Annotated in this window: 16 protein-coding genes and 3 tRNA genes; 7 read left to right on the top strand and 12 right to left on the bottom strand. The window is 36.0% G+C overall.

Annotated elements, in window-relative coordinates; translation table 11 throughout:
• Window positions 1-76 precede the first annotated feature (76 nt).
• Window positions 77-1,582, top strand: coding sequence for a histidine ammonia-lyase (hutH, locus tag RQM59_RS12800; protein ID WP_349242519.1), 1,506 nt, complete (start codon window positions 77-79; stop codon window positions 1,580-1,582).
• A gap of 4 nt (window positions 1,583-1,586) precedes the next feature.
• On the opposite strand, the gene RQM59_RS12795 is transcribed toward hutH, so the two are convergent.
• From RQM59_RS12795 to RQM59_RS12785, 3 genes are all read right to left on the bottom strand, one after another.
• A complete protein-coding gene (locus RQM59_RS12795; protein WP_349242518.1) occupies window positions 1,587-1,994 on the bottom strand; it encodes a hypothetical protein in 408 nt (135 codons plus the stop codon).
• Between the two features lie 171 nt (window positions 1,995-2,165).
• Window positions 2,166-2,714: a hypothetical protein gene (locus RQM59_RS12790; RefSeq protein WP_349242517.1), complete on the bottom strand. Its 549-nt coding sequence runs from the start codon at window positions 2,712-2,714 to the stop codon at window positions 2,166-2,168.
• 44 nt (window positions 2,715-2,758) lie between these two features.
• A complete protein-coding gene (locus RQM59_RS12785) occupies window positions 2,759-5,326 on the bottom strand; it encodes an ATP-dependent Clp protease ATP-binding subunit (protein ID WP_349242516.1) in 2,568 nt (855 codons plus the stop codon).
• A gap of 264 nt (window positions 5,327-5,590) precedes the next feature.
• Here RQM59_RS12785 and gyrA point away from each other — a divergent pair, with 264 nt between their 5' ends.
• Together gyrA and RQM59_RS12775 are read left to right on the top strand one after the other, a co-directional pair.
• Window positions 5,591-8,098: a DNA gyrase subunit A gene (gene gyrA / locus RQM59_RS12780; protein ID WP_349242515.1), complete on the top strand. Its 2,508-nt coding sequence runs from the start codon at window positions 5,591-5,593 to the stop codon at window positions 8,096-8,098.
• Between the two features lie 25 nt (window positions 8,099-8,123).
• Window positions 8,124-9,368, top strand: coding sequence for a tetratricopeptide repeat protein (locus tag RQM59_RS12775; RefSeq protein ID WP_349242514.1), 1,245 nt, complete (start codon window positions 8,124-8,126; stop codon window positions 9,366-9,368).
• A gap of 49 nt (window positions 9,369-9,417) precedes the next feature.
• On the opposite strand, the gene RQM59_RS12770 is transcribed toward RQM59_RS12775, so the two are convergent.
• Together RQM59_RS12770 and RQM59_RS12765 are read right to left on the bottom strand one after the other, a co-directional pair.
• A complete protein-coding gene (locus RQM59_RS12770; protein WP_349242513.1) occupies window positions 9,418-10,188 on the bottom strand; it encodes a C40 family peptidase in 771 nt (256 codons plus the stop codon).
• 13 nt (window positions 10,189-10,201) lie between these two features.
• Window positions 10,202-11,377 (bottom strand): acetyl-CoA C-acyltransferase, encoded by a 1,176-nt coding sequence (locus RQM59_RS12765; RefSeq protein ID WP_349242512.1) that lies wholly within the window; start codon window positions 11,375-11,377, stop codon window positions 10,202-10,204.
• 122 nt (window positions 11,378-11,499) lie between these two features.
• Between RQM59_RS12765 and RQM59_RS12760 the strand changes: the two genes are divergently transcribed.
• The 4 genes from RQM59_RS12760 (at window position 11,500) to RQM59_RS12745 (ending at window position 13,976) form a co-directional block, all read left to right on the top strand.
• Entirely contained in the window at window positions 11,500-13,563 is a 2,064-nt protein-coding gene (locus tag RQM59_RS12760; protein WP_349242511.1) for an HD family phosphohydrolase, read from the top strand.
• Between the two features lie 136 nt (window positions 13,564-13,699).
• Window positions 13,700-13,782, top strand: a tRNA-Ser gene (locus RQM59_RS12755).
• A 16-nt stretch (window positions 13,783-13,798) separates the two neighbouring features.
• A tRNA-Pro gene (locus tag RQM59_RS12750) sits at window positions 13,799-13,873 on the top strand.
• Window positions 13,874-13,902: 29 nt separating this feature from the next.
• Window positions 13,903-13,976: transfer RNA gene (locus RQM59_RS12745), tRNA-Arg, on the top strand.
• Window positions 13,977-14,191: 215 nt separating this feature from the next.
• On the opposite strand, the gene RQM59_RS12740 is transcribed toward RQM59_RS12745, so the two are convergent.
• From RQM59_RS12740 to fdhF, 7 genes are all read right to left on the bottom strand, one after another.
• On the bottom strand, window positions 14,192-15,064 hold the full coding sequence (locus tag RQM59_RS12740) for a sterol desaturase family protein (protein ID WP_349242510.1): 873 nt from the start codon (window positions 15,062-15,064) through the stop codon (window positions 14,192-14,194).
• Between the two features lies 1 nt (window position 15,065).
• Window positions 15,066-15,980, bottom strand: coding sequence for a sulfurtransferase (locus RQM59_RS12735; protein WP_349242509.1), 915 nt, complete (start codon window positions 15,978-15,980; stop codon window positions 15,066-15,068).
• Window positions 15,964-16,416 carry a monoheme cytochrome C gene (locus RQM59_RS12730; RefSeq protein ID WP_349242508.1) on the bottom strand — a complete coding sequence of 151 codons (453 nt, stop codon included), beginning with the start codon at window positions 16,414-16,416 and terminating at the stop codon, window positions 15,964-15,966. The genes RQM59_RS12735 and RQM59_RS12730 overlap by 17 nt, the downstream gene beginning before the upstream one ends.
• The gene (locus RQM59_RS12725) at window positions 16,417-17,637 is read right to left on the bottom strand and encodes a sulfite oxidase (RefSeq protein WP_349242507.1); all 1,221 of its coding nucleotides are present in this window, start codon (window positions 17,635-17,637) and stop codon (window positions 16,417-16,419) included.
• Between the two features lie 120 nt (window positions 17,638-17,757).
• Window positions 17,758-19,290 carry a hypothetical protein gene (locus RQM59_RS12720; protein ID WP_349242506.1) on the bottom strand — a complete coding sequence of 511 codons (1,533 nt, stop codon included), beginning with the start codon at window positions 19,288-19,290 and terminating at the stop codon, window positions 17,758-17,760.
• A gap of 4 nt (window positions 19,291-19,294) precedes the next feature.
• Window positions 19,295-20,113: a formate dehydrogenase accessory sulfurtransferase FdhD gene (gene fdhD / locus RQM59_RS12715; RefSeq protein ID WP_349242505.1), complete on the bottom strand. Its 819-nt coding sequence runs from the start codon at window positions 20,111-20,113 to the stop codon at window positions 19,295-19,297.
• Window positions 20,100-22,814 carry a formate dehydrogenase subunit alpha gene (gene fdhF, locus RQM59_RS12710; protein WP_349242504.1) on the bottom strand — a complete coding sequence of 905 codons (2,715 nt, stop codon included), beginning with the start codon at window positions 22,812-22,814 and terminating at the stop codon, window positions 20,100-20,102. Before fdhF ends, fdhD begins: the two co-directional genes overlap by 14 nt.
• Window positions 22,815-22,818 lie beyond the last annotated feature (4 nt).

The following is a 22,818-nucleotide window of genomic DNA, read 5'->3' as shown; positions in this document are numbered from 1 at the left end:
TTCCAAAGAAATATTGTTAAAATTAGTTGCATAATTATGATTGAATGTAGACTTTTATACCAGCAATCAAATCAATATGACAGTTACGCATTCCATTAGTAGTACTCCTTTAGATCTACAGACTATTTATCATATTCTTTATTCAGAAAGTAAACTAGAACTATCTATGTCTGCTAGTGATAAAATTATCAAGTGCAGAAAGTATCTTGATGATAAAATGGATGAAGATTCAGCACCTATTTACGGAATCAATACTGGCTTTGGCGCTTTGTATAATGTGAAGATAAAGGGAGAGAATTTGCAAAAGCTACAAGAGAATCTTGTAATGAGTCATGCATGTGGAACTGGAGAAGAAGTACCACAAGAAGTGGTCAAACTGATGTTGCTTCTAAAAATACAATCGGTTAGTTATGGACATTCTGGAGTGCAATTGGAAACCGTAAATAGATTAATAGATTTTTACAATCATGAAATTTACCCTGTGGTGTATACGCAAGGGTCTTTAGGCGCTTCAGGAGATCTTTCACCTTTAGCACATTTAGCATTGCCGCTGATAGGAATGGGTGAAGCATATATTGATGGGGAAAAAATATCTGGACAAGAAGTATTAGAACGTTTCGGCTGGTCTAAAATAAATTTGCAATCCAAAGAAGGCTTGGCACTGTTAAATGGAACACAGTTTATGAGCGCTTATGGAGTTCATAACCTTCTAAAGTGTCTTAAGTTATCTTATTTAGCAGACCTGATAGGAACTATTTCTTTGGAAGCCTTTGATGGTAGAATAGAACCTTTTAACGAATTGATTCATCTAGTAAGACCACATAAAGGTCAGATTAAAACAGCGGAAAGGATTTGTGAGTTTTTGGAAGATAGTACTTTGATAGCACAAGAAAAACAACATGTACAAGATCCATACTCATTTAGGTGCATGCCTCAGGTTCATGGGGCTACCAAAGATACGATTCGCTTTGCCACAAAAACGTTCTTGACAGAGATCAATTCGGTTACTGATAACCCTAATGTTTTTGTAGATGAAGATATGATCGTGTCTGGAGGAAATTTCCATGGACAACCGTTAGCGTTAGCGTTAGATTATTTGGCTATCGCCATGTCAGAATTAGGAAATATTTCTGAACGTAGAATTTATCAACTCGTATCCGGTCATAGGCATTTACCACCATTCTTAGTGTCCAATCCTGGCCTAAACTCAGGATTTATGATTCCTCAGTATACGGCGGCAAGTATTGTTAGTCAAAATAAACAATACGCCACACCATCTAGTGTAGATTCAATTGAGTCTAGCGATGGTCAGGAAGATCATGTGAGTATGGGCGCAAATGGAGCTACCAAAGCAAAAAAAGTGGTAGATAATATTCAAACCATTTTAGCGATTGAATTATTTACAGCTTCTCAAGCTTTATCTTTTGGAAAGGCAAAAAGTTCACCTTTTATTGAATCTTTGCTTGTGGCTTTTAGAGATGAGGTATCTTTAGTAGGAGAGGATAGAGTATTACATGACGATATTATGAATGCATCTAGTTTTATCGCTTCTCTAGAAATTGATAGTGGAGAATTGTTCTAAGAAACTATTCTTTTTTAAAATGAATAGCGAACACTTGATTCCTTGCTGAGGTTTCTAAAACCAATTTATTTTTGTCAAGTTGTTTAATCTTTTGAACCGTTACCTGATCCTTACCTTTGGTAAACTTGCTGTTTTCTGTAAACGTAATTTCTTTTTTTTCTGCATCATATTTCCAGGTGCCTTTATGAAGTCCTTCAGGGCTCATCGCATCGTTCGTACCATCTTTGTAAAAAACGAGCCAGGTGCTTTTACTTCGCTCTTCAGAAAACTCTCTTTTAACATCGCCAATCATGGCGTACTCAATAACCCATTTACCAGAGCAAAGTAAATTTAAAATAGCACCTTCTTGCACAGGTGTTTTTGTAAATGAAATTGCTACAAATGCTATAAAAAGAAAGGTGATTTTTTTCATAATGGATAATCAATTCAATTAATGCAAGCGAAATTACTATAAATTGATGAATAATAGAGCTTCAAAAGCTTGTTGATTCACTTATAGTGAATTCATAAATTTAAAAATTGCCATTTCGCCATTGTTTTGATAATAATCTAAAGAGATAGTACAATCTTCTTCATTTAGTACCTATTTGATTAAAGATATAATGAGTATTATACCGATCACAAAAGGGGTGAGAAAAAGAATTTCACTTATAAGCAACCAGAAAAGAAATTGAAGCCATTGCACCATTCCAAAAGTGGTTTTTTCTTTTTTAGAAACAAGATCTTTCAATTGATCCAATGTCATTTTCATAAAATCCGATTTATTCAATTTTATATCAATAATACCGATATCATTTACTCCCTTCTTATACCCTGTAAATAATGCTTTAGGGTACATCCATACACCATAACCAGCAGCCCAAAAACTAAAGAGACAGACGGGGAAATGTTTCCACATACCAGTTGAGAGTTCCCATCCTGAAATATAAGTTTCTCCTTTCCAGGAAGTATCACAATCGTTTAAAATGTGTTGTATGTCATGGATGTGAACAATATCTTTTCTGAATTGAGGATTCGGAAATTTCCAATTAATACCAAATACCTTCAATCTGAATGTGTTTTTGTCGACTCCACCATTGTTAGGAAGGTTGTTGTCTATGTAAAACTGTTGTAAACGTTTTTCTATGGTCATGGTATTTATAAAATAAAACCCCAAGTTTTCACTCGGGGTTTGTTTTATTCATCGGAAGAAGATTTGTCTTGAGGTTCAGGTGTCTTCTTGCCCTTCTTTATCTTAATTGTCAACTCATTTTTCTTAGCATCGAGATCCATTTTTATAGTATCTCCTTCCGCTAGTTTTGAACTCACAATTTCCTCTGCTAAGGCATCTTCAATATATTTTTGAATGGCTCTTTTTAAAGGTCTAGCGCCATACTTTTTGTCAAAGCCTTTGTCTGCTATATAATCTTTAGCTTTCTCGCTTAGGTTTAATGTATAGCCTAAATCAGCGATTCTTTTTAGTAATTTATCTAGCTCAATATCGATAATAGAATGAATATCTTCTCTCTCTAAAGCATTAAATACAATAACATCGTCAATTCTGTTCAAGAATTCAGGAGCGAAAGATTTCTTTAAGGCATTTTCGACAACACTTTTTGCATGTTCATCTGCCTGAGCGCTTTTCGCTGCTGTACCAAAACCAACACCGCCGCCAAAGTCTTTCAACTGTCGTGCACCAATGTTAGAGGTCATGATAATGATCGTATTTCTAAAATCGATCTTTCTACCTAAACTATCTGTAATGTATCCGTCATCCAATATTTGCAACAACATGTTAAATACATCTGGATGTGCTTTTTCAATCTCATCCAATAATATCACGGAATACGGTTTTCTTCGAACTTTCTCAGTAAGTTGTCCACCTTCTTCGTAACCTACATATCCTGGAGGTGCTCCGATTAACCTTGAAATAGCAAATTTCTCCATATACTCACTCATATCAATTCTGATCAATGAATCATCAGAATCGAATAATTCTCTAGCAAGTACTTTAGCCAATTGCGTTTTACCAACTCCAGTTTGACCTAAGAAGATAAATGAACCAATTGGTTTATTCGGATCTTTTAATCCAACTCTATTTCGTTGTATGGCTTTTACTACTTTGGTAACCGCTTCATTCTGACCGATCACCTTGCCTTTAATCATGCTAGGTAATTCACTAAGTCTATGACTTTCCGCTTCTGCAACTCTATTTACTGGAATTCCAGTCATCATAGAAACTACCTCTGCCACGTTATCTTCGGTTACGATCTCTCTGTTTAACTTAGAATCATCTTCCCATTGTCTTTGTGCCGACTCTAAAGCTGCTTCCAAATTTTTCTCATCATCTCTCAATTTAGCAGCCTCTTCATACTTCTGACCATTGACTGCACTTGTCTTTCGTTCTCTTATGACTTCTAACTGAGTTTCCAGTTCTAATACCTGTTTGGGTACTACAATATTTGTAATATGAATCCTTGAACCTGCTTCATCCAAAGCATCAATAGCTTTATCTGGTAAGTATCGATCCGTCATATAACGATTTGTCAACTTCACACAAGCCTCAATAGCATCATCTGTAAAATCGACATGATGATGTGCTTCATATTTAGTCTTAATATTGTGTAGTATCTGAATAGTTTCTTCAACACTTGTAGGGTCTACAATCACCTTTTGAAAACGACGCTCAAGAGCTCCATCTTTCTCAATGTTTGTTCTATACTCATCTAAAGTAGTAGCTCCAATACATTGAATTTCTCCTCTTGCCAAAGCGGGTTTTAACATGTTTGAGGCATCCAAAGATCCAGTAGCTCCTCCAGCACCAACAATGGTATGAATTTCGTCAATAAACAAGATAATATCTTCATTCTTTTCTAATTCATTCATTAGCGCTTTCATCCGTTCTTCAAACTGACCTCTGTATTTAGTTCCTGCAACTAAGCTGGCAAGATCTAGAGACACAATTCTTTTGTCGAACAAAATCCTTGAAACCTTTCTATTTACAATTCTAATGGCTAGACCTTCCGCAATAGCAGATTTACCTACACCAGGTTCTCCAATAAGCATTGGATTGTTTTTCTTTCTTCTGCTTAATATTTGCGAGACTCTTTCTATTTCTTTTTGCCTACCAACAACAGGGTCTAATTTGTCAGCTTCTGCCAAAGCTGTCAAATCTCTACCAAAATTGTCTAAAACTGGTGTTTTAGATTTCTTAGAAGCTTTCCCTTTTTGAGGTTGCTCATATGGATTGCTTTTTTCTGAAGATGCAAATTCGTCATCAGAAGGTGTCTCAGCAATCGGATTTATGGGTAAGTCGTCTTGTTCTACATGCAATTCTTTATATAAGGCTTTAGATTGATCGTAATCTACATCATACTTATTAAGCAATTTTGTGGTAGGATCATTCTCGTTTCTAAGGATGCATAAAAGCAAGTGTGCAGTGTCTATAGCGTCACTTTGATATAGCTTAGCTTCTAAAAACGTCGTTTTTAACGCCTTTTCTGCTTGTCTAGTTAAATGAAGGCTCTTTTTTTGACTCTCTCTATCAATAGATGGTAAAGCAGGGTTTAATTGCTCTAATTTCTTTCGAATGAGTTCAAGATCTAATTCAAAAGTATCTAATATATCAATAGCTTTTCCTTCTCCTTTTCTTATCAAACCTAATAATAGATGCTCCGTTCCGATAAAGTCATGCCCTAAACGCAGGGCCTCTTCTTTACTAAATGTAATGACATCTCTTACTTTTGGTGAAAAATTATCGTCCATATTTTCTTTTATCTATTTGTAAATTTAGTCCTTTTTTCACTAAAAAATTACAAAAAGAATGCCAAGCGGTAAAACCTGCCATTTTGACCCCAAAAAATAGCGCTAAAACTACTTGAAAATCAGGTATCTAAAAAGTGTTAAAAATTTATCAAGAAATGTTGATAACTCTAAGGAAATGGGCTTGTAAAATCTTGGTGAAAAATAGGAATTATAGTATCTTGCCTTGTTATTAAAAATTTAGTAAAAAATTAACAAGAAAAACATATGGCTGAAGGCGAAAAGTTGATTCCGATTAACATCGAGGAACAGATGAAATCTGCGTACATAGATTATTCTATGTCTGTAATTGTATCAAGAGCATTACCTGATGTAAGAGATGGTTTAAAACCTGTTCACAGGAGGGTATTGTATGGTATGCATGAATTAGGAATTAAAGCTACTGGATCGTATAAAAAGTCAGCAAGGATTGTTGGAGAGGTATTAGGTAAGTATCACCCGCATGGAGATACATCTGTTTACGATTCCATGGTACGTATGGCCCAAGATTGGAGTGTGCGATATATGATGGTAGATGGACAAGGAAACTTTGGTTCTGTAGACGGAGATAGTCCAGCTGCAATGCGTTATACAGAGGTAAGAATGCAAAAGATATCTGAAGAAATGTTGTCAGATATTGATAAGGATACTGTAGATCACCAATTAAACTTTGATGATACTTTAAAAGAACCAACTGTACTTCCTACAAGAATTCCCAATTTATTGGTGAACGGAGCTTCTGGTATTGCCGTAGGTATGGCAACTAATATGGCACCGCACAATCTTACCGAAGTAATTAATGGGACCATCGCGTATATTGATAATAGAGATATTGAGATAGATGAATTGATGCAGCATGTAAAAGCTCCAGATTTTCCTACAGGTGGTATCATTTATGGATATGATGGAGTGAGAGATGCATTTCATACCGGAAGAGGTAGAATTGTTATGAGAGCTAAGGCTACTATCGAAGAAGTTAAAGGTAGAGAGTGTATTATTGTTACTGAGATTCCTTATCAAGTGAACAAGGCAGATATGATTAAGAAAACTGCTGAGTTGGTTAATGATAAAAAATTAGTGGGCATTGCAAATATTAGAGATGAATCTGATAGAAATGGAATGCGTATAGTATATGTTTTAAAGCGTGATGCAATCCCTAATATTGTTTTAAATAAACTATATAAGTATACCGCTTTACAAACATCTTTTAGTGTGAATAATATTGCGCTGGTAAAGGGAAGGCCTGAGCAGTTGAATTTAAAACAAATGATCCACCATTTTGTAGATCATAGACATGAAGTTGTTGTTAGAAGAACTGAGTTTGAACTGAAGAAAGCTGAAGCTAGAGCGCACATTTTAGAAGGACTAATTATTGCATCTGATAATATTGATGAAGTGATCAAATTGATCAGAGCTTCAAAGAATGCAGATGAGGCTAGAGAAAGCTTAATGACGCGATTTGAATTGACAGAAATTCAAGCTAAAGCAATAGTAGAAATGAGGTTGCGTAACTTAACTGGTTTAGAGCAAGATAAGTTAAGAGCAGAATATGATGAAATTGTTAAAACAATTGCAGATTTAAAAGACATTTTATCGAATGAACCTAGGCGCTATCAAATCATTAAAGATGAACTAATTCATATAGGAGAAAAGTATGGTGATGAGCGTCGTTCTACTATAGAATATGCGGGAGGAGATATGAGAATTGAAGATATGATTCCAGACTCTAAAGTAGTAGTAACTATTTCAAATGCAGGTTACTTAAAGCGCACAAATCTTGATGAATACAAGGTGCAAAATAGAGGTGGTCGCGGACAGAAAGGAGTGGCAACTAGAAATGAAGATTTCTTAGAGCATTTATTTATAGGAACGAACCATCAATACATGTTGTTCTTTACACAAAAAGGAAAGGTGTTTTGGATGCGAGTTTTTGAAATTCCAGAAGGTGGAAAAACATCAAAAGGAAGAGCAATCCAGAATCTTATTAATATAGAACAAGATGATAAGGTAAAAGCGTTTTTGGTAACTCAGGATCTTAAAGATGAAGAGTATGTAAATAACCATTATGTGATTATGGCGACCAAACGAGGTCAAGTAAAAAAGACATCTTTAGAGCAATATTCTAGACCTAGAACTAATGGTATTAATGCCATTACCATTAGAGAAGATGATGAGCTTTTAGAAGCAAAACTTACTACAGGCGATAGTCAAGTAATGTTGGCCTTAAAATCTGGAAAAGCAATTCGATTCGAAGAAGCAAAAACAAGGCCTATGGGTAGAACAGCTTCTGGAGTTAGAGGAATTACATTGGGGCATGAAAATGACGAAGTTATTGGAATGGTTGCAGTGAATGATATGGAGAGTAATATCTTAGTGGTATCCGAAAAAGGATATGGTAAACGATCTAACTTAGAAGATTATAGAATTACCAATAGAGGAGGTAAAGGTGTTAAAACATTGAATATCTCAGAAAAAACAGGTAATTTAGTGGCCATAAAAAATGTAGACGATAGTAATGATCTGATGATCATCAATAAATCAGGAATTACGATCAGAATGGCTGTTGAAGATTTACGTGTTATGGGTAGAGCTACTCAAGGTGTAAAACTGATCAACATAAAAGAAGACGACAGTATCGCTGCTGTAGCAAAAGTAATGCATGAAGAAGATTCCGATGAAGGTGAAGAAAATGATGGCACGGAAATTGAAAATGGTACAAATGAAAATCAAGAATAAACATTACAATCTAAGAAATAACAAAATGAGAAAACAAGTATTAGCGCTTTTTGTAGGTCTATTAACAACAGGTCTTTTTGCGCAAAAGAATGAGATTAAGACGGCAGAAAGGGCTATTAAGAAGTTAGATTATAAGACAGCTGCTACAGCGTTAAAAACTGCTGAAGGTTTGGTGTCTAATATGGATGCAAAAATGAAAGCTAAATTCTATTACTTGCAGGTTCAGACTTTTAATGCTACACAAAAGTATGAAGATGCAGCAACGGCTTTCGATAATTTAAAAGAAACTGAAAAAAAATCAGGTCGTAAGAAATATGTAGCTACTGCGCAGCCCATAGTTGATAAAATGATTGACAATGTGCGTAATAGAGCGGTAAATTTATTTACAAAAGACAAAGACTATGTAAATGCCGCGAAAGACTTTTTATTAGCATACACATTGGATAAGCGTGATACAGCAGCACTACAAAACTCAGCACTTAGTGCGTATAACGCTCAAGACTATGAAGGATCTCTTAAAAGGTATATGCAATTAAAAGACTTAAACTATACTGGTATTAGAACTATTTACTATGCAAAGGAAAAAGAGACTGGTGTTGAAAGAAATTTAGGAAGTAAAACGCAAAGAGATAACATGGTAAGATTAGGTCAATTTAAAGAGCCTAGAGATGAAGTTAGCGGGTCTAAAAGAGGAGATATTATTAAGAATATTGCGCTTTTATTAAATAGAACTGGTAAAACAGATGAAGCTATTAAAATGATTCAGGAAGTAAGAGCTCAGAATCCTAATGATTTAAGCTTACTGCTTACAGAAGCTGATTTTTATATCAAGTTAAATAAGATGGATAAGTTTGGAGAGATGATGGAAAAAGCTGTCAAGTTAGATCCTAACAATCCAATTTTATTTTATAACCTTGGAATTATCAATAGCGATAAGAAAGGAAAAGAAGAAGAAGCAATCAAATATTTCAAAAAAGCAATTGAGTTAAAGCCTGATTATGGCGATGCTTATATTAGTGTATATAGATTAATCGTATCAAAAGAAGAAGCGATCAACAAACAAATGGAAGGGTTGACTGATTTTGATAAGTATGATGAGTTAGAAGCTAAGAAGAAATTAATTTATAAAGAAGCATTACCTTACCTGGAGAAAGGAGATCAATATAGAAGAACAGTAGACACAGTAAAGATTTTGAAAAGTCTATATGAGATCTTAGAAATGGAAGATAAAGCAAAAGAATATGGAGATATCTTGAAAAAGATGGGATAGCCTCTAGAGTATAAAACAAAAAAAAGCCGAAGCATAGTTTCGGCTTTTTTTATATGATCTTCTTTATAACTCGAAGTTTATGGGTATGTTTTTTAGTATCTAAATTATAAATACCACTATGATCTAAAAGGTCAATACGCACTTTACCATGTGCATGAATAATGTAATAGTCTTTCATAATAATCCCAACATGGGTTATGATGCCTTCATCATTGTCAAAAAACGCCAAATCTCCTGGCTCACTTTCTTCAATAAAACTTAAGACTTCTCCTTGAGTAGCTTGATCTTTAGCATCTCTTTGTAAATGATATCCACATAGCTTATAGACCATTTGCGTAAAACCAGAGCAGTCGATACCGAAAGGAGTTCTTCCTCCCCATAAATAAGGTGTGTTTAAAAATAGGAAAGCCTTATTTATGATCTCTTCTTTCGAAAGCTTACCTGAATAGGTAATGCCATCATACGAATAGGAGTGTGAACCAATAACAAAGTGCTCCTTATTATAAAAAGGCAAGTGGCACCCTATAGGAATTGTGGTTAAATTATTTTTCGAGTCACTAAAGAAATCTAGAATTTCCCCAGATAATGTCTTGTGTTCGTTAGACAGTTTAAGGAACATGTCCTCCGAAATTTCGACAAACTGTTTATTATCAATATAGCCTTCGTAATTATCGTATTGCAGCTTAATTCTACTCCATTTGGCATGCTGTTCTAAAACCTCAAAATGTTCTCCAAACAAGAGTTGAGAGACCATTTCGGAAGTGTCGCTAGCTTCTAAACGAAGAGGTACAATACTTAAATTACAAATGCCGTAGAGCATATTTTCAACAAGATTAAATTCGCTCGATTACCATGGCACTTGCACCACCACCTCCATTACAAATACCAGCAGCACCAAAACGTGCATTATTTTGTGCTAGAATAGAGGTCAATGCGATAATGATACGGGCTCCTGAAACACCAAGTGGGTGCCCTAAAGATACTGCACCGCCGTTTACATTTACCTTGCTATCGTCAAGTCCTAAAATTTTCATATTGGCTAAACCAACAACAGAAAAAGCTTCATTCAATTCAAAATAATCAACATCATTAATATCAATGTTCGCTTTTGCCAATGCTTTAGGTAAAGCTTTAGCCGGCGCTGTCGTAAACCATTTTGGTTCGTGCGCAGCATCTGCATAACTACTTATTTTTGCTAAAGGTTTTAAATTTAGTTCCTCAGCCTTTTCAGCAGACATCAAAACTAATGCCGCACCACCATCATTAATGGTTGATGCATTCGCAGCTGTAACCGTACCCTCTTTTGTAAATGCCGCACGTAAACTTGGAATTTTCTCCATTTTTACATTTTTGTACTCTTCATCTTCAGACATCAGAATAGGTTCTCCTCTTCGTTGAGGAATCTCAATAGGTACTACTTCATTCGCAAATTTTCCGGAAGCCCAAGCCTCAGCTGATCTATTGTAAGATTGAATGGCAAAATTATCTTGATCTTCTCTAGAAAACTCATATTCTGTAGCACACTCATCTGCACAAACCCCCATAGCCACTTGTCCATACACATCTACCAGGCCATCTTTTTGCATTCCATCCTCCATTTTAATAGGCCCAAATTTCGAACCTTTTCTAGCATGATGATAATGTGGTATAGAACTCATATTCTCCATTCCTCCGGCGACAACAATATCTGCATCACCGAGCGCAATAGTCTGAGAAGCCAACATTATTGATTTCATTCCTGAAGCACATACTTTGTTCACGGTAGTACAAGGAACAGTATCTGGAATTCCAGCAAAAATAGCAGCCTGCCTAGCCGGTGCTTGACCTAATCCTGCAGAAACTACATTTCCCATAAAAACTTCTTGGACCATGTTAGGGTCTAGGTTAATTTTATCTAAGGCTCCTTTTATAGCATGAGCACCTAATTTCGGTGCAGGAATATTAGATAAACTTCCCATAAAACTTCCAATCGGAGTTCTGGCTACTGAAACAATTACGACTTCTTTCATATAATATTTATTGATTTTTTACTGTGCAAAATTAACCATTTTTAATCAAATTTGAGTTGATTGTATTACTTCAATTTTTGACCTCAGGTTTTTTAGTTAAGTTTGTTATTCAAAATTTTACGATGAGTAAGACCATAAATAGATTATATCAACACAATACTATTATTTACAAAGTAATACTATTCTTGATTACGGCTGTTTCTATTGTATATTTTTTCCCTAAAGGAGGTCAGTTCAAATATGATTTTAATAAAGGGAAACCTTGGCAGTATGACATCTTACTGGCACCTTTTGACTTTGCCATTCAAAAGACGACTGCAGAAATAGATCTGGATAAAAAGTCGATTCGCGATAATGCTCGACTTTATTTTCAGGATGACACGCGTGTATTAGATGATGTTAAAGATCGTTTTTTAACTAAAATGTCTTTTGAGCAGGTAAGTGACTCTATTACTAATGAAGAAATTACAAGCAGTATTTCTTTAGGAACTACTATAATTGATGAGATATATAAAATTGGATTCGTAGATAATGTAAGTGATAATGTAGTGTCCAACAAGAATATTTTGATCTCGTTGAAGAAGGAGAATCAGGTAGAAGATATATTGTTTAGTAATTTTTTGACGTCGAATGAAGTTTCAGATATTATTATTAGTCGATTAGGTGGGAGGCCTTTAAACTATGGAGGAACTCTTGTTTTTGATGCCTTATCTGAAGTTGTTGTGCCAAACATTTCCTATGATAAAGCTTTTACTGATAGAATTATTGAAGATGCCATAAAAAATATATCACTGACCATCGGTAAAGTATCCAAGGGAGAGCGAATTATTTCAAAAGGAGATATCGTAGAAGGTAAGAAGTTGGCAATTTTAGAGTCACTGAAGAGTGAATCAGAGTCTAATGTATGGACAGAATCGAATTATACCTGGATCGTTTTCGGGTATACGGTTTTGGTTTCATTAGCATTGTTAATGCTCTTACTTTTCTTACGAAAGTATAGAATAGAGATATTTGAAAATAATAATAAGGTCACCTTTATTTTCTTCAATGTATTCTTAATGGTATTGATTCAAACATTGGTTATCAAATATAATGTTGAGTATTTGTACGTAGTTCCATTGAGTATCTTACCCATTGTTTTAAAAGCGTTTTTCGATGCAAGATTAGGACTGTTTGCACATGTTCTTACCATATTACTTTTAGGGTTTATCGTGCCTAATAGTTTTGAATTCATCTATCTACAGATAATTGCCGGAATTGTAACGATTTTAACCGTTTCTGAATTACACAAAAGAGCAAACCTGTTTATTTCAATAGGTCAGATTACGTTGATCTATATGATCACATATTTAGCATTCTCTATTATAAAAGAAGGAAATGCACTACAAATAAAATGGGAGTACCTACTCATGTTTGGAGCCAACGGATTGCTATCCTTTCTATCATTGTTCTTTATTTATGTATATGAGAAAACGTTTGGATTGGTGTCGGATGTAACCTTGTTAGAGTTGTCGAATACCAACTCCAAACTATTAAGAGAGTTGAACGAAAAAGCACCGGGAACGTTTCAACATTCAATGCAGGTGGCGAACTTGGCAGAAGCAGCAGCGAATGAGATTGGAGCAAACTCCATGTTAGTTAGAACAGGAGCCTTGTATCATGATATTGGTAAGATGTTGAATCCTATGTACTTTATAGAGAACCAGTCAACAGGAGTAAATCCACATAATGACCTCTCTCCAGTTGATAGCGCTACCATTATTATTGATCATGTCATAAAAGGAATAGAACTAGCAAAAAAGAATAAACTGCCAGATAGGATTATTGATTTTATACGAACCCATCATGGAACGAGTTTGGTCTATTACTTTTATATGCAGGAAAAGCAACGTTATCCTGAGGAAGAAGTACATATTGAGAAATTTCAATATCAGGGACCCATTCCTTTTTCTAGGGAAACTGCTATTCTTATGATGTGCGATGCTGCGGAAGCAGCGTCTAAGAGTTTAAAGACGCCAACGGCGCAATCTATTGATGATCTTATTAATAAGATTGTGGAAAAGCAAAAGGCAGATAATCAATTTATCAATTCGGATATTACGTTTAGAGAAATTGAGAAAATCAAAAAAGTGATAAAAACCAAATTGATGAACATTTATCATTTGCGCGTAGAGTATCCAGATTAAATTTTTTGAACAAAATTGAGAAAAACGCTTGCAAGATTGTTTTTGTAATCTTACATTTGCACCCGCCTAAACGATAAACTTTTGTTTGTTATGTAGGCTCGCAATTTTTAATAAATACTTCGGTATAAAAATTGAAGGAGAGGTGGCAGAGTGGTAATGCAGCAGATTGCTAATCTGTCGACGTTTTTCGTCGCCAGGGTTCGAGTCCCTGTCTCTCCGCTAAGAAAATTGCACTCGGGGTGTAGCGTAGCCCGGTTATCGCGCCTCGTTTGGGACGAGGAGGTCGCAGGTTCGAATCCTGCCACCCCGACACTGTTTTCGTAGAAACAATAAAACTACGGGCTCGTAGCTCAGCTGGATAGAGCACCTCCCTTCTAAGGAGGCGGTCATAGGTTCGAATCCTATCGGGCTCACAGATAAATAAGCCTAACAAGTTTTTACTTGTTAGGCTTTTCTGTTTTTTGGAATGGATGTTCAGATTCAAATTTTGAAAAACAGAAAAGCATACACTGAAAGTGCTAGGCGGGATTTTCAACATGGATCCCAAAAGGATATTCAACCCTATCGGGCTCACATAAAGTCTTACTAGAAATAGTAAGGCTTTTTTGTTTTATTAAGAGATAACAACTTAAGATCTCTTTTTGAATCCATACCACAACTGTCCCCAAAAAGTTTTAGGAAATTCATTGTCTTTGGGAAAACCAATTTCTATAGTGCCGCTATCTTCAGGGATATAATTGGTTTTAAAGAGATAATCCCATAGGCTTAGGCTAATGCCAAAATTGACCCCATATTTTCCTTCGGGTAGGGTATAGGCATGATGGTATAAATGCATGACCGGGTTGTTAAATATATATTTTAAAACACCCCAGGTAATTTTAATGTTGGCATGATTAAAGTGTCCAATAGTAATGGCGGCAAAGTGCACAATAAACGCCTGTTCGGGTTCAAAACCTCCCAAGATCATGATACCAAATGTTTTTAAAGGCTTGTATAAGATGTTCTCCATCCAGTGATACCTCAAATGTGCAGCAAAGCCCATTTCCTTAACGCTATGATGCACTTTATGAAATCGCCATAATAGCGGGAACTTATGCAACAAAACATGTGTAAACCATTGTACAAAATCCAACACAATAAAGAAGGTCACTAACTGAATCCACATGGGCCATTCTTTAATGTTTACAATTGCTAGACTATTGGAAGTTAAGCCCAAATCGGTATAGGCTATATTTAAGACTCTGTAAAATCCGTCAATGGCAATAGAAAACACAAAGAAATTAAAGAACATGTAAAATCCATCTAACCAAAAGTCTTTACGAAAGATAGATTGTTCTTTACGCCATGGAAACACGATTTCTAGCCCCCAAACAAGTAGTGAGATCAGGATCAATCCCCAAAAGTAATTTTGGTACCACGGAACTTCAAAAAGAATAGATTTCCAGGTCCAATCTAAACTTCCATTAAAAGCATTTATAAAGGCATCTATATATCTTGACATACTATTTTAAAATTGTAGTAATACTATCTTGTTCGAAAGGTAAGTCGTTAAAGTAGCTCCATTCTGACCAGGACCCATCATAATTCTTTACATTTTCATACCCAAGCAATTGAGTTAATACAAAGATAGTGTGTGCAGAGCGAACTCCAGTATGGCAATACACAATTATTGGATCTTTTTTGGATGGTAATCTAGCGCCATAAATACTGTCAAGCTCGTTTATAGGACGCATTCTCTTTTTGTTGTGATAATCGATAGCGGAAGTCCAGTTGATGGAAATACTCGTAGGAACTCTTCCTCCTTTAAAGGCTCCTTTTTTTTGTCGTTTACCAGAAAATTCATCTGGTGTTCTGGTATCGACAATAGTGATAGTATTCAATGATGTTGACACCGCTTCTTTTCCGATGTATAATTTTGAAGAAGCATTGTTTTTAAATCTAAAATCGGTTTTAGAGAATTCAGGTTTTTCAGTAGTCACAGCGCCATTTTGTTCTTTCCAACCTGAATAACTTCCATGAAGTAACCGTATATTGGTATGTCCGTATTGCTGCAGAACCCACCAAAAACGAGCCGCATCACATAGGCCATTATCATCATACACAATAAGTAGGTCATCAGGATGAATTCCTAAAGCGCTAAACAACTGTTCTATAGTTTCTTTTTTAGCGATCATTCCTTTGTATGGATAGGCGTGATCTTCAATATCCGATCGCCAAATATTAATGGCGCTTGGAATATGTCCGTCGTTATACTGTTTCGGCTTTCGAAAATCGATCAGTTTAATTTGGGGTTGAGTAGCTATTTTTTGAAATGCCTCAAACTCGATGAGGTAATTGATCCTGTTATCAACCTTTTCTTTTGGTTTACAGGATATCAATAACAGTAAAGTAACAAATATGCTAATCGTTGATCTCATACCATGTAATATTTGCTAAATTTTCTCGTCTGCTTTTCTCCAAAACCGGGTAATTCGTCACCAGGTAATCCACAATGATTTGCTGATTCTCTCCAAGGTCCCATAAGTTTTGTGTTTCTTGCATCCATCGAATGGTCGCATCCCAACGCTCTTTATTCATTCTATTTTGAATAACCAGTTTTGCAGAATGGCAGTTGGTACAGTTGTTCACCACAGTCATTAAGCCTTTAGCATCTTTTAACCCTGTACGAAGGTGAATACCGTTCTCAATTTTGTCTTCATCTACAATGGCCACCTGGTTATCAGGAGTCTTTTCAAAAATGGAGAGTGTAGGGTCGTAGATTAGAAAAAGTAGTAGTAATGTTGCCATAGACAACAAGAATATAGCACTATTCAGTAAGCTTTGTGCTCGTTTTATATGCTCCTGATTGCTCATTTATATTACTTTAATCGCTATTCGGTGACACGCATTGTTTAAATACCCTTTAGGATTCCATCCTGGTAAGATCATGGGTTGAGAAATACCATTACTGTCAAACGCCTTTGCCCAAACTTCATAATACCCTTTTTTCGGAAAGTTGATGTTTGCGGAAAAGTTTTGCCAAGCTAATCTGTTCGAAGGTTGTTGTAAAACAGTTGGTTGCCAGGTAGCTCCAAAATCGATAGAGTAGGAGACTTTGGCAACTTCTAATTCTCCAGCCCAGGCATGACCTCTAATTTTTAAAGACTTTCCTTCTTTGATCATTCCGCCAGACTTTGGACTGGTAATCAACGATTTTACGGGCATCGATTCAATGATACACATATCTTCATCTTTAACACTTGCTCCTGGTGCAACCGGTTCGCAAGGGACTCTGTAGGCTTTCCCTTTCATTTTGGTGCCATCATGAACCTTGTTACGAACGCTGATTCTGTTCAACCATTTTCCAGATGCAGAAGCGGGCCATCCACCGGCTACTAATCGCAAAGGATATCCATGAGCTAACGGAATGTCTTTGCCATTCACCTTAAATGCGATCAAGGTTTCATCTTGTAATGCTTTCGACATAGGAACTCCTCTTGAGATTGGTTCTTTCGCAGGGTCTCCGCTTAAGTGCGTATCGGCAGAATGATAGCCAATATATACCGCATTACTTTTTATCCCTGCATCATCTAATATATCTTTTAAACGGACGCCTGTCCATTCCGCACAATGAATAGCTCCTATAGTCCATTGATTTCCCTTTGCAGGTGGATTGAATTCACTTCGCCCATTACCACCACATTCTAACGTAAGTTGATAGGTGTATTGTTTGAATTTGGATTGTAATTCCGCAAGCGTATACGTTTTCTTTTGAGCAACCGATTCACCATCTATGGTTAACGTCCATGTCGATACATCAATATCTTCAGGAATTCTCCCATTATTTCGGATAAACATCTTTGTAGTTGGTGTAATGGTATCATTTAAAAGATGAGCTTGCGCTTCCATATTCCAGGGTCGGTTGTTTAGCACAACCATCTCTTTATGCTTTTTGAAGAGTTTGAACGGATCGGTTTCTTGCAATGCCAAAGGAGTATACCCTTTCAACATATTGGATCCAAAAACGATATCAGTACCCAATAATGCAACAAAAGAACCTAATGTTGCCTTTTTTACAAAGGAGCGTCTTTTCATGTGAGTTGATAATTTCTTTGAAAGATACTAAAATTACCTGTGATGTTAGACTCAGTGATCTTTATGTATTATATGACATTCTAAAACTTTGAATCCCTATTTTAAATAATTAAAAGCGCCTTAGTTGGAACTTAAAAAAGAGAAGCGATAACTTATTCCGACATTCAAGAAAGGACTACTTAAATCTCCGCCATATGCTTTAACATAACCTAATGCTCCACGCAAGCTCAACTCATCATTAAGAAACCAATTTCCTCCAATACTTGGTTTTATAATCAGTCCTTCACCTGTACTTATATGACCGCCTCCTGCTGCACCTGCTAATACTTGCCCAAATAGTGCTACTTTTTCATTGAAAAAAGAATTTGTTTTCAGCCCAATTCCAACAATTCCTTCTGCGTAAGCTCCAGCATTTCCGAAATTTGCGAAAGATGTTTGCCCTGCTACATATAATGACTTTGTTAAGCTAAAGTTCAGTTGCATAGATATTTGGTGTAAGTGCTGCGTAGGTGCAAGGTCTCTATCTGCATTGAGGTACATGTCTTGTTTTAAGATAATTTCAAATTCTTTGAACGTATTTTTACTGCTCGTATTAGCTAAACCATTTATGTTTGTATAGTACTTCAGACCGAATCCGAGTGTTGACGATTTAAAAAAAGAATTGGGGCTCATTAAAAAACCTTTGTTAACTGATAGGTACACATTATCGCTAATATGTTGTTCCAATGAGATATCAGGATACACTAAAACTCCACCTTGCGTATCGACTCCGCCGCCACCTCCGGCACCAATGGCTAATTTTGCCAAAATATTAGTTCGATCATTATTCAATGATAAATGATAACCTGCACCTAGCAAAATGTCCATATATCCAGCAGGTATCCCATCATATGCACCATCTGCTTTAATTAAAAAGAACCACGAATCAGAAAGGTAAGAATTAAACTCAAATCCGGCGAGTCTAATTGTTTCACCAGCTAGTGGGAGCCCATTAGTATCTTGGGAACCACCTTTTACTGATAGATTATTCAAATGAAGCATAAATGACGTCTTCGTACCATTTTGATTCCAATCGGAGGCTTTAATTTCATCAGATGAAAAACTGGATTCAGCATTCTTATAGGAAGAATAGCTAAAGTCCATAGGAATTTGGAGTGCTATATTAATCTGATGACTCGTGATATCTCCACCGTCAAAAAAGTTGATGTAACTATATCCTGTAGTAAGAGAAAAATCTTTGAAATCGTATCCTAGATTCAAATGCGGTAAGATAAAGGCACCACCTCCGTCAGGAGCACCGGCACCACCACCGCCACCAAAATGTAGCCCAGTGTCTATAAAAAATCGTTCAGAAAGATATTTTTGAAAACCTGCATTAATGCCTAATGTAAAAAGCCCTCCTCTTTTTCCTGTAACGGATCCATATATCCCTAATCCAGTATAGAAATTATCGAATTTTAGATTATAGTGAATTCCAGTCAATCCCATATTGGGTTCATTTAAGAAAGTGGCGTTAAAAGGCATTTCAACTGATAAAAAATCAACAGCAAAAAAGCCTGATTGTTCCTTTTTCTCGGGAACATTTGAGTTTTTTTGAGAAAAAATCGATAATGAGTTTCCTATTAAAAAAGCAAGCAATATCAATTTTTTCATACTCTTATAATTTAATTTTCGAAGGGTTTGCATAGATAGTCATTTTATGTTCTCTACTAAATCCAATAAGGCAAATACCAAATTCTTTGGCATAATCTATGGCTAAACTTGAACATGCAGAAACAGCAATAATAATAGAGATCTTGGCAAAAAAAGCTTTGGAAACAATTTCATAAGAAACACGACCGCTTACCAACATACACAGCGCCTGTTTTAGCATATCATTATTGATAAGTTGACCGATAGATTTATCTACTGCATTATGCCTTCCAATATCTTCTTTAATCGTAAGCAGCTCGTAGTTGTCATTAAATATGGATGCGGCGTGACTTCCACCCGTATGTGTAAACAGGTCTTGCCGATTAGCCATTATTGAGAACATCTCTTTTATCTTTTTAGCTGAAATAAGATGTTCATTATTAAGAGCTTCGCCTTTAGGTTTGATAGCACCTAACTCTTGCTTACCGCAAATGCCGCAAGAAGAAACAGAGAGTAAGGTTCTCTTGTTTAAATAACCCTTACCTAGTGTATTCTTTGGAATTGTGGCGTTGATAATGGAAAAACCATTTTCGTGTTGCTCGACAATATTTAGTTGCAACGATTTTTTATCTCGATAGATGTCTTCTGCAAACAATAAGCCTCTAATTAACTCAAAATCATTGCCAGGTGTTCGCATTACGACTGTGTATGACTCTTCATTAATGTTGATTTGTAAGGCAGCCTCAACAACAATATCATCGCTAACTTTTGTAGGAATATTTTTGGTTACTTGAATTCCGTCATAGCCAAAAAAAGAAGTGTCTATGAAATTATAATCGCTCAAAATCTACAGCTACAACTTTATATTCTGGTGTCATGGTCTCTTTATCTCCAACACTTCCTGTTATGATATTAATGAAAACTTCGGGTTGGTGAAATGTGGTACGTAAAATACCTCTCTTTACATTTCTTGAATATTTAACAGGTATTTCAACGCTTCCTCGATCCGAAAAAATACGAACGGTCTCGTTATCTTTAATTCCTTTTTTAATGGCATCTTTCGGGTGTACCTCTAAAACATCGTCAGATAGTATCTTTTGATTATCCGTTCTACGTGTCATGGTACCAGAATTATAATGTTCTAACTCTCGACCTGTGGTTAAGATAAACGGATATTTCTTTCCATGACTTACTATTTCTGGAGTCTCTTCAAAATCAAAATGATGAAAAGTACCTATTCCTTTTTTAAATTGACCATTTACATGCAGCATTTTAGTATCTGTTCCATCTTCTTTAATAGGCCACTGCAAACCATTTTCTCCCAATCGTTTCCAAGATAACCCCTTCATAAAAGGAATAACATCAGCAATCTCTTCAATTACATTAGCCGCATCATAGGTTAGCCCAGTTGGCTGCTCATAACCTAAACGTGCCATCATATCAATAATGATTTGACCATCGGGTTTTGTGTTTCCAATAGGCTCTACAACCTTATTGACACGTTGTACTCTTCGCTCTCCATTTGTAAAGGTTCCGTTCTTTTCAAAATAAGAAGAAGCAGGCAATACAACATCTGCCATTTCGGTAGTAGCCGTCATAAATAATTCTTGAACTACAATTAATTCTACTTGTTCAAAGGCCTTGATACTATGATTGGTATTTGGATCCGTCATGATAGTATCCTCACCCATAATATAAAGGGCTTTTATTTTTCCATCTATTGCAGCGTCTAACATTTCTGGAATTTTCAAACCGTTTGTGGTTGGCATTTTTTCAATCCCATATTTATCTGCAAAATATTGTTGTATATCTTTTTTGCTAACATCTAAATATCCTGCTCCCTGATGTGGCTGAACTCCCATGTCAGCTGCTCCCTGTACATTGTTTTGCCCACGTAAAGGGTTTAATCCAACTCCATTTTTTCCAATGTTACCAGTCATCATTGCTAGGTTAGATAGTAACATTACTGTCTTGCTTCCTTGAAAATGCTCTGTAACACCTAAACCGTGAAATTCCATGGCTCTATCTGCCGTTGCATATGCGTGTGCCGCTTTTCGAACCAACTCTTTAGAAACACCTGTTAGTAATGCTAGTTCATCCATATTAAGGTGCTCAACATGACTTTTAAACTCGTCATACTTTTCAGTATAAGATTCGATAAAATGCTTGTTTACAAGATCATCCATTACAATGTAATGTGCTAACATATTTAAAATGGCAACATTAGTTCCTGGACGTATTTGTAAATGATAAGTAGCTAACTCTGCCAATTTCGTTTTAATAGGATCGACCACAATAGAAGTAACCCCTTTCATAAAAGCTTGTTTGATCTTTGCACCAGTTACTGGATGTCCTTTGATTGGGTTGGCTCCAAACAAGAAAATAGCATCGGCTTGTTTTAAATCTTCTACTGAATTCGTTGCGGCTCCGGTACCAAAAGATTGTTGCATTCCCCAAGCGGTAGGAGCATGACAAACGCGTGCACAGCCATCAATATTGTTGGTTCCGACGGCAACACGAATCATTTTTTGCATTAAATAATTCTCTTCATTGGTTGCCCTAGAAGAAGAAATTCCTCCAATGGAATCGGGTCCATATTTATTTTTTATATCAATGAGTTTTGTTGCAATAAAGTCATATGCTTCATCCCAGGTAACTTCCTCAAACTTTCCATTTTTTTTGATCATAGGTTCTCTTAAACGATCTGGGTGATCGTAAAATTCAAAAGCAAAACGACCTTTTAAGCAGGTATGTCCTTCATTTACTTCGGCGGTTTCAGGCGCTTGAATTCCTTTGATTTTTCCATCAATTACAGAGACATCTAATTGGCAACCAACACCACAATAGGTACAGGTAGTTCTTACTGTCTTGTCTGCAATTAATGTTTTAGTTTCGTACTTGTCTGTCAAGGCTTCAGTTGGGCAAGTTTGCACACAGGCACCGCACGATACACACGCTGATTCGTCGAAAGACGTATCAAAACCTTTAATAATGTTCGTAGCAAATCCTCGACCTGACATATTTAAAATCATTTCCCCTTGAATTTCCTCACAGGCTCTAACACAACGAAAACAATTGATACATTGTGAAAGGTCCGATTTGATATATGGATGTGATCTGTCTGGTTCAATATCTAGATGATTTTGACCTTCTGGATATCGAACGTTTGGAATTCCTATCTGAGCAATGGTTTCTTGAAAAGGTGTTGCTTTTTTCTGATCGGCCGGGAATACTTTATCTGAAGGGTAATCAGTTAATACTAACTCAACAATGTTTTTACGTAAACGTTGCATTTTTTCAGTATTATGATAGATATATTGCCCTTCACCAACCGGAGTATGACAGGAAGCCATTGTTCTAGTTGGCCCGTCTTTTTCTCTGGCAACTTCTACGGAACACACTCTACACGAACCAAAATTCTCTAACCGATCGTCCTGGCACATAGTCGGAATTGCATTTTTGTCCTGTTCGATTCGTCTTACAAAATCTAAGATCGTCTCACCAGAATGAAACTCGTATGCTTCGTTATTAATATATGCAGTCATCTTT

This window comes from Asprobacillus argus (genome assembly GCF_032248395.1).
Classification (GTDB): Bacteria; Bacteroidota; Bacteroidia; order Flavobacteriales; family Flavobacteriaceae; genus Polaribacter; species Polaribacter argus.
The sequence above is the reverse complement of the archived record's forward strand: the minus strand, read 5'-3'. Positions and strand labels throughout refer to the sequence as shown.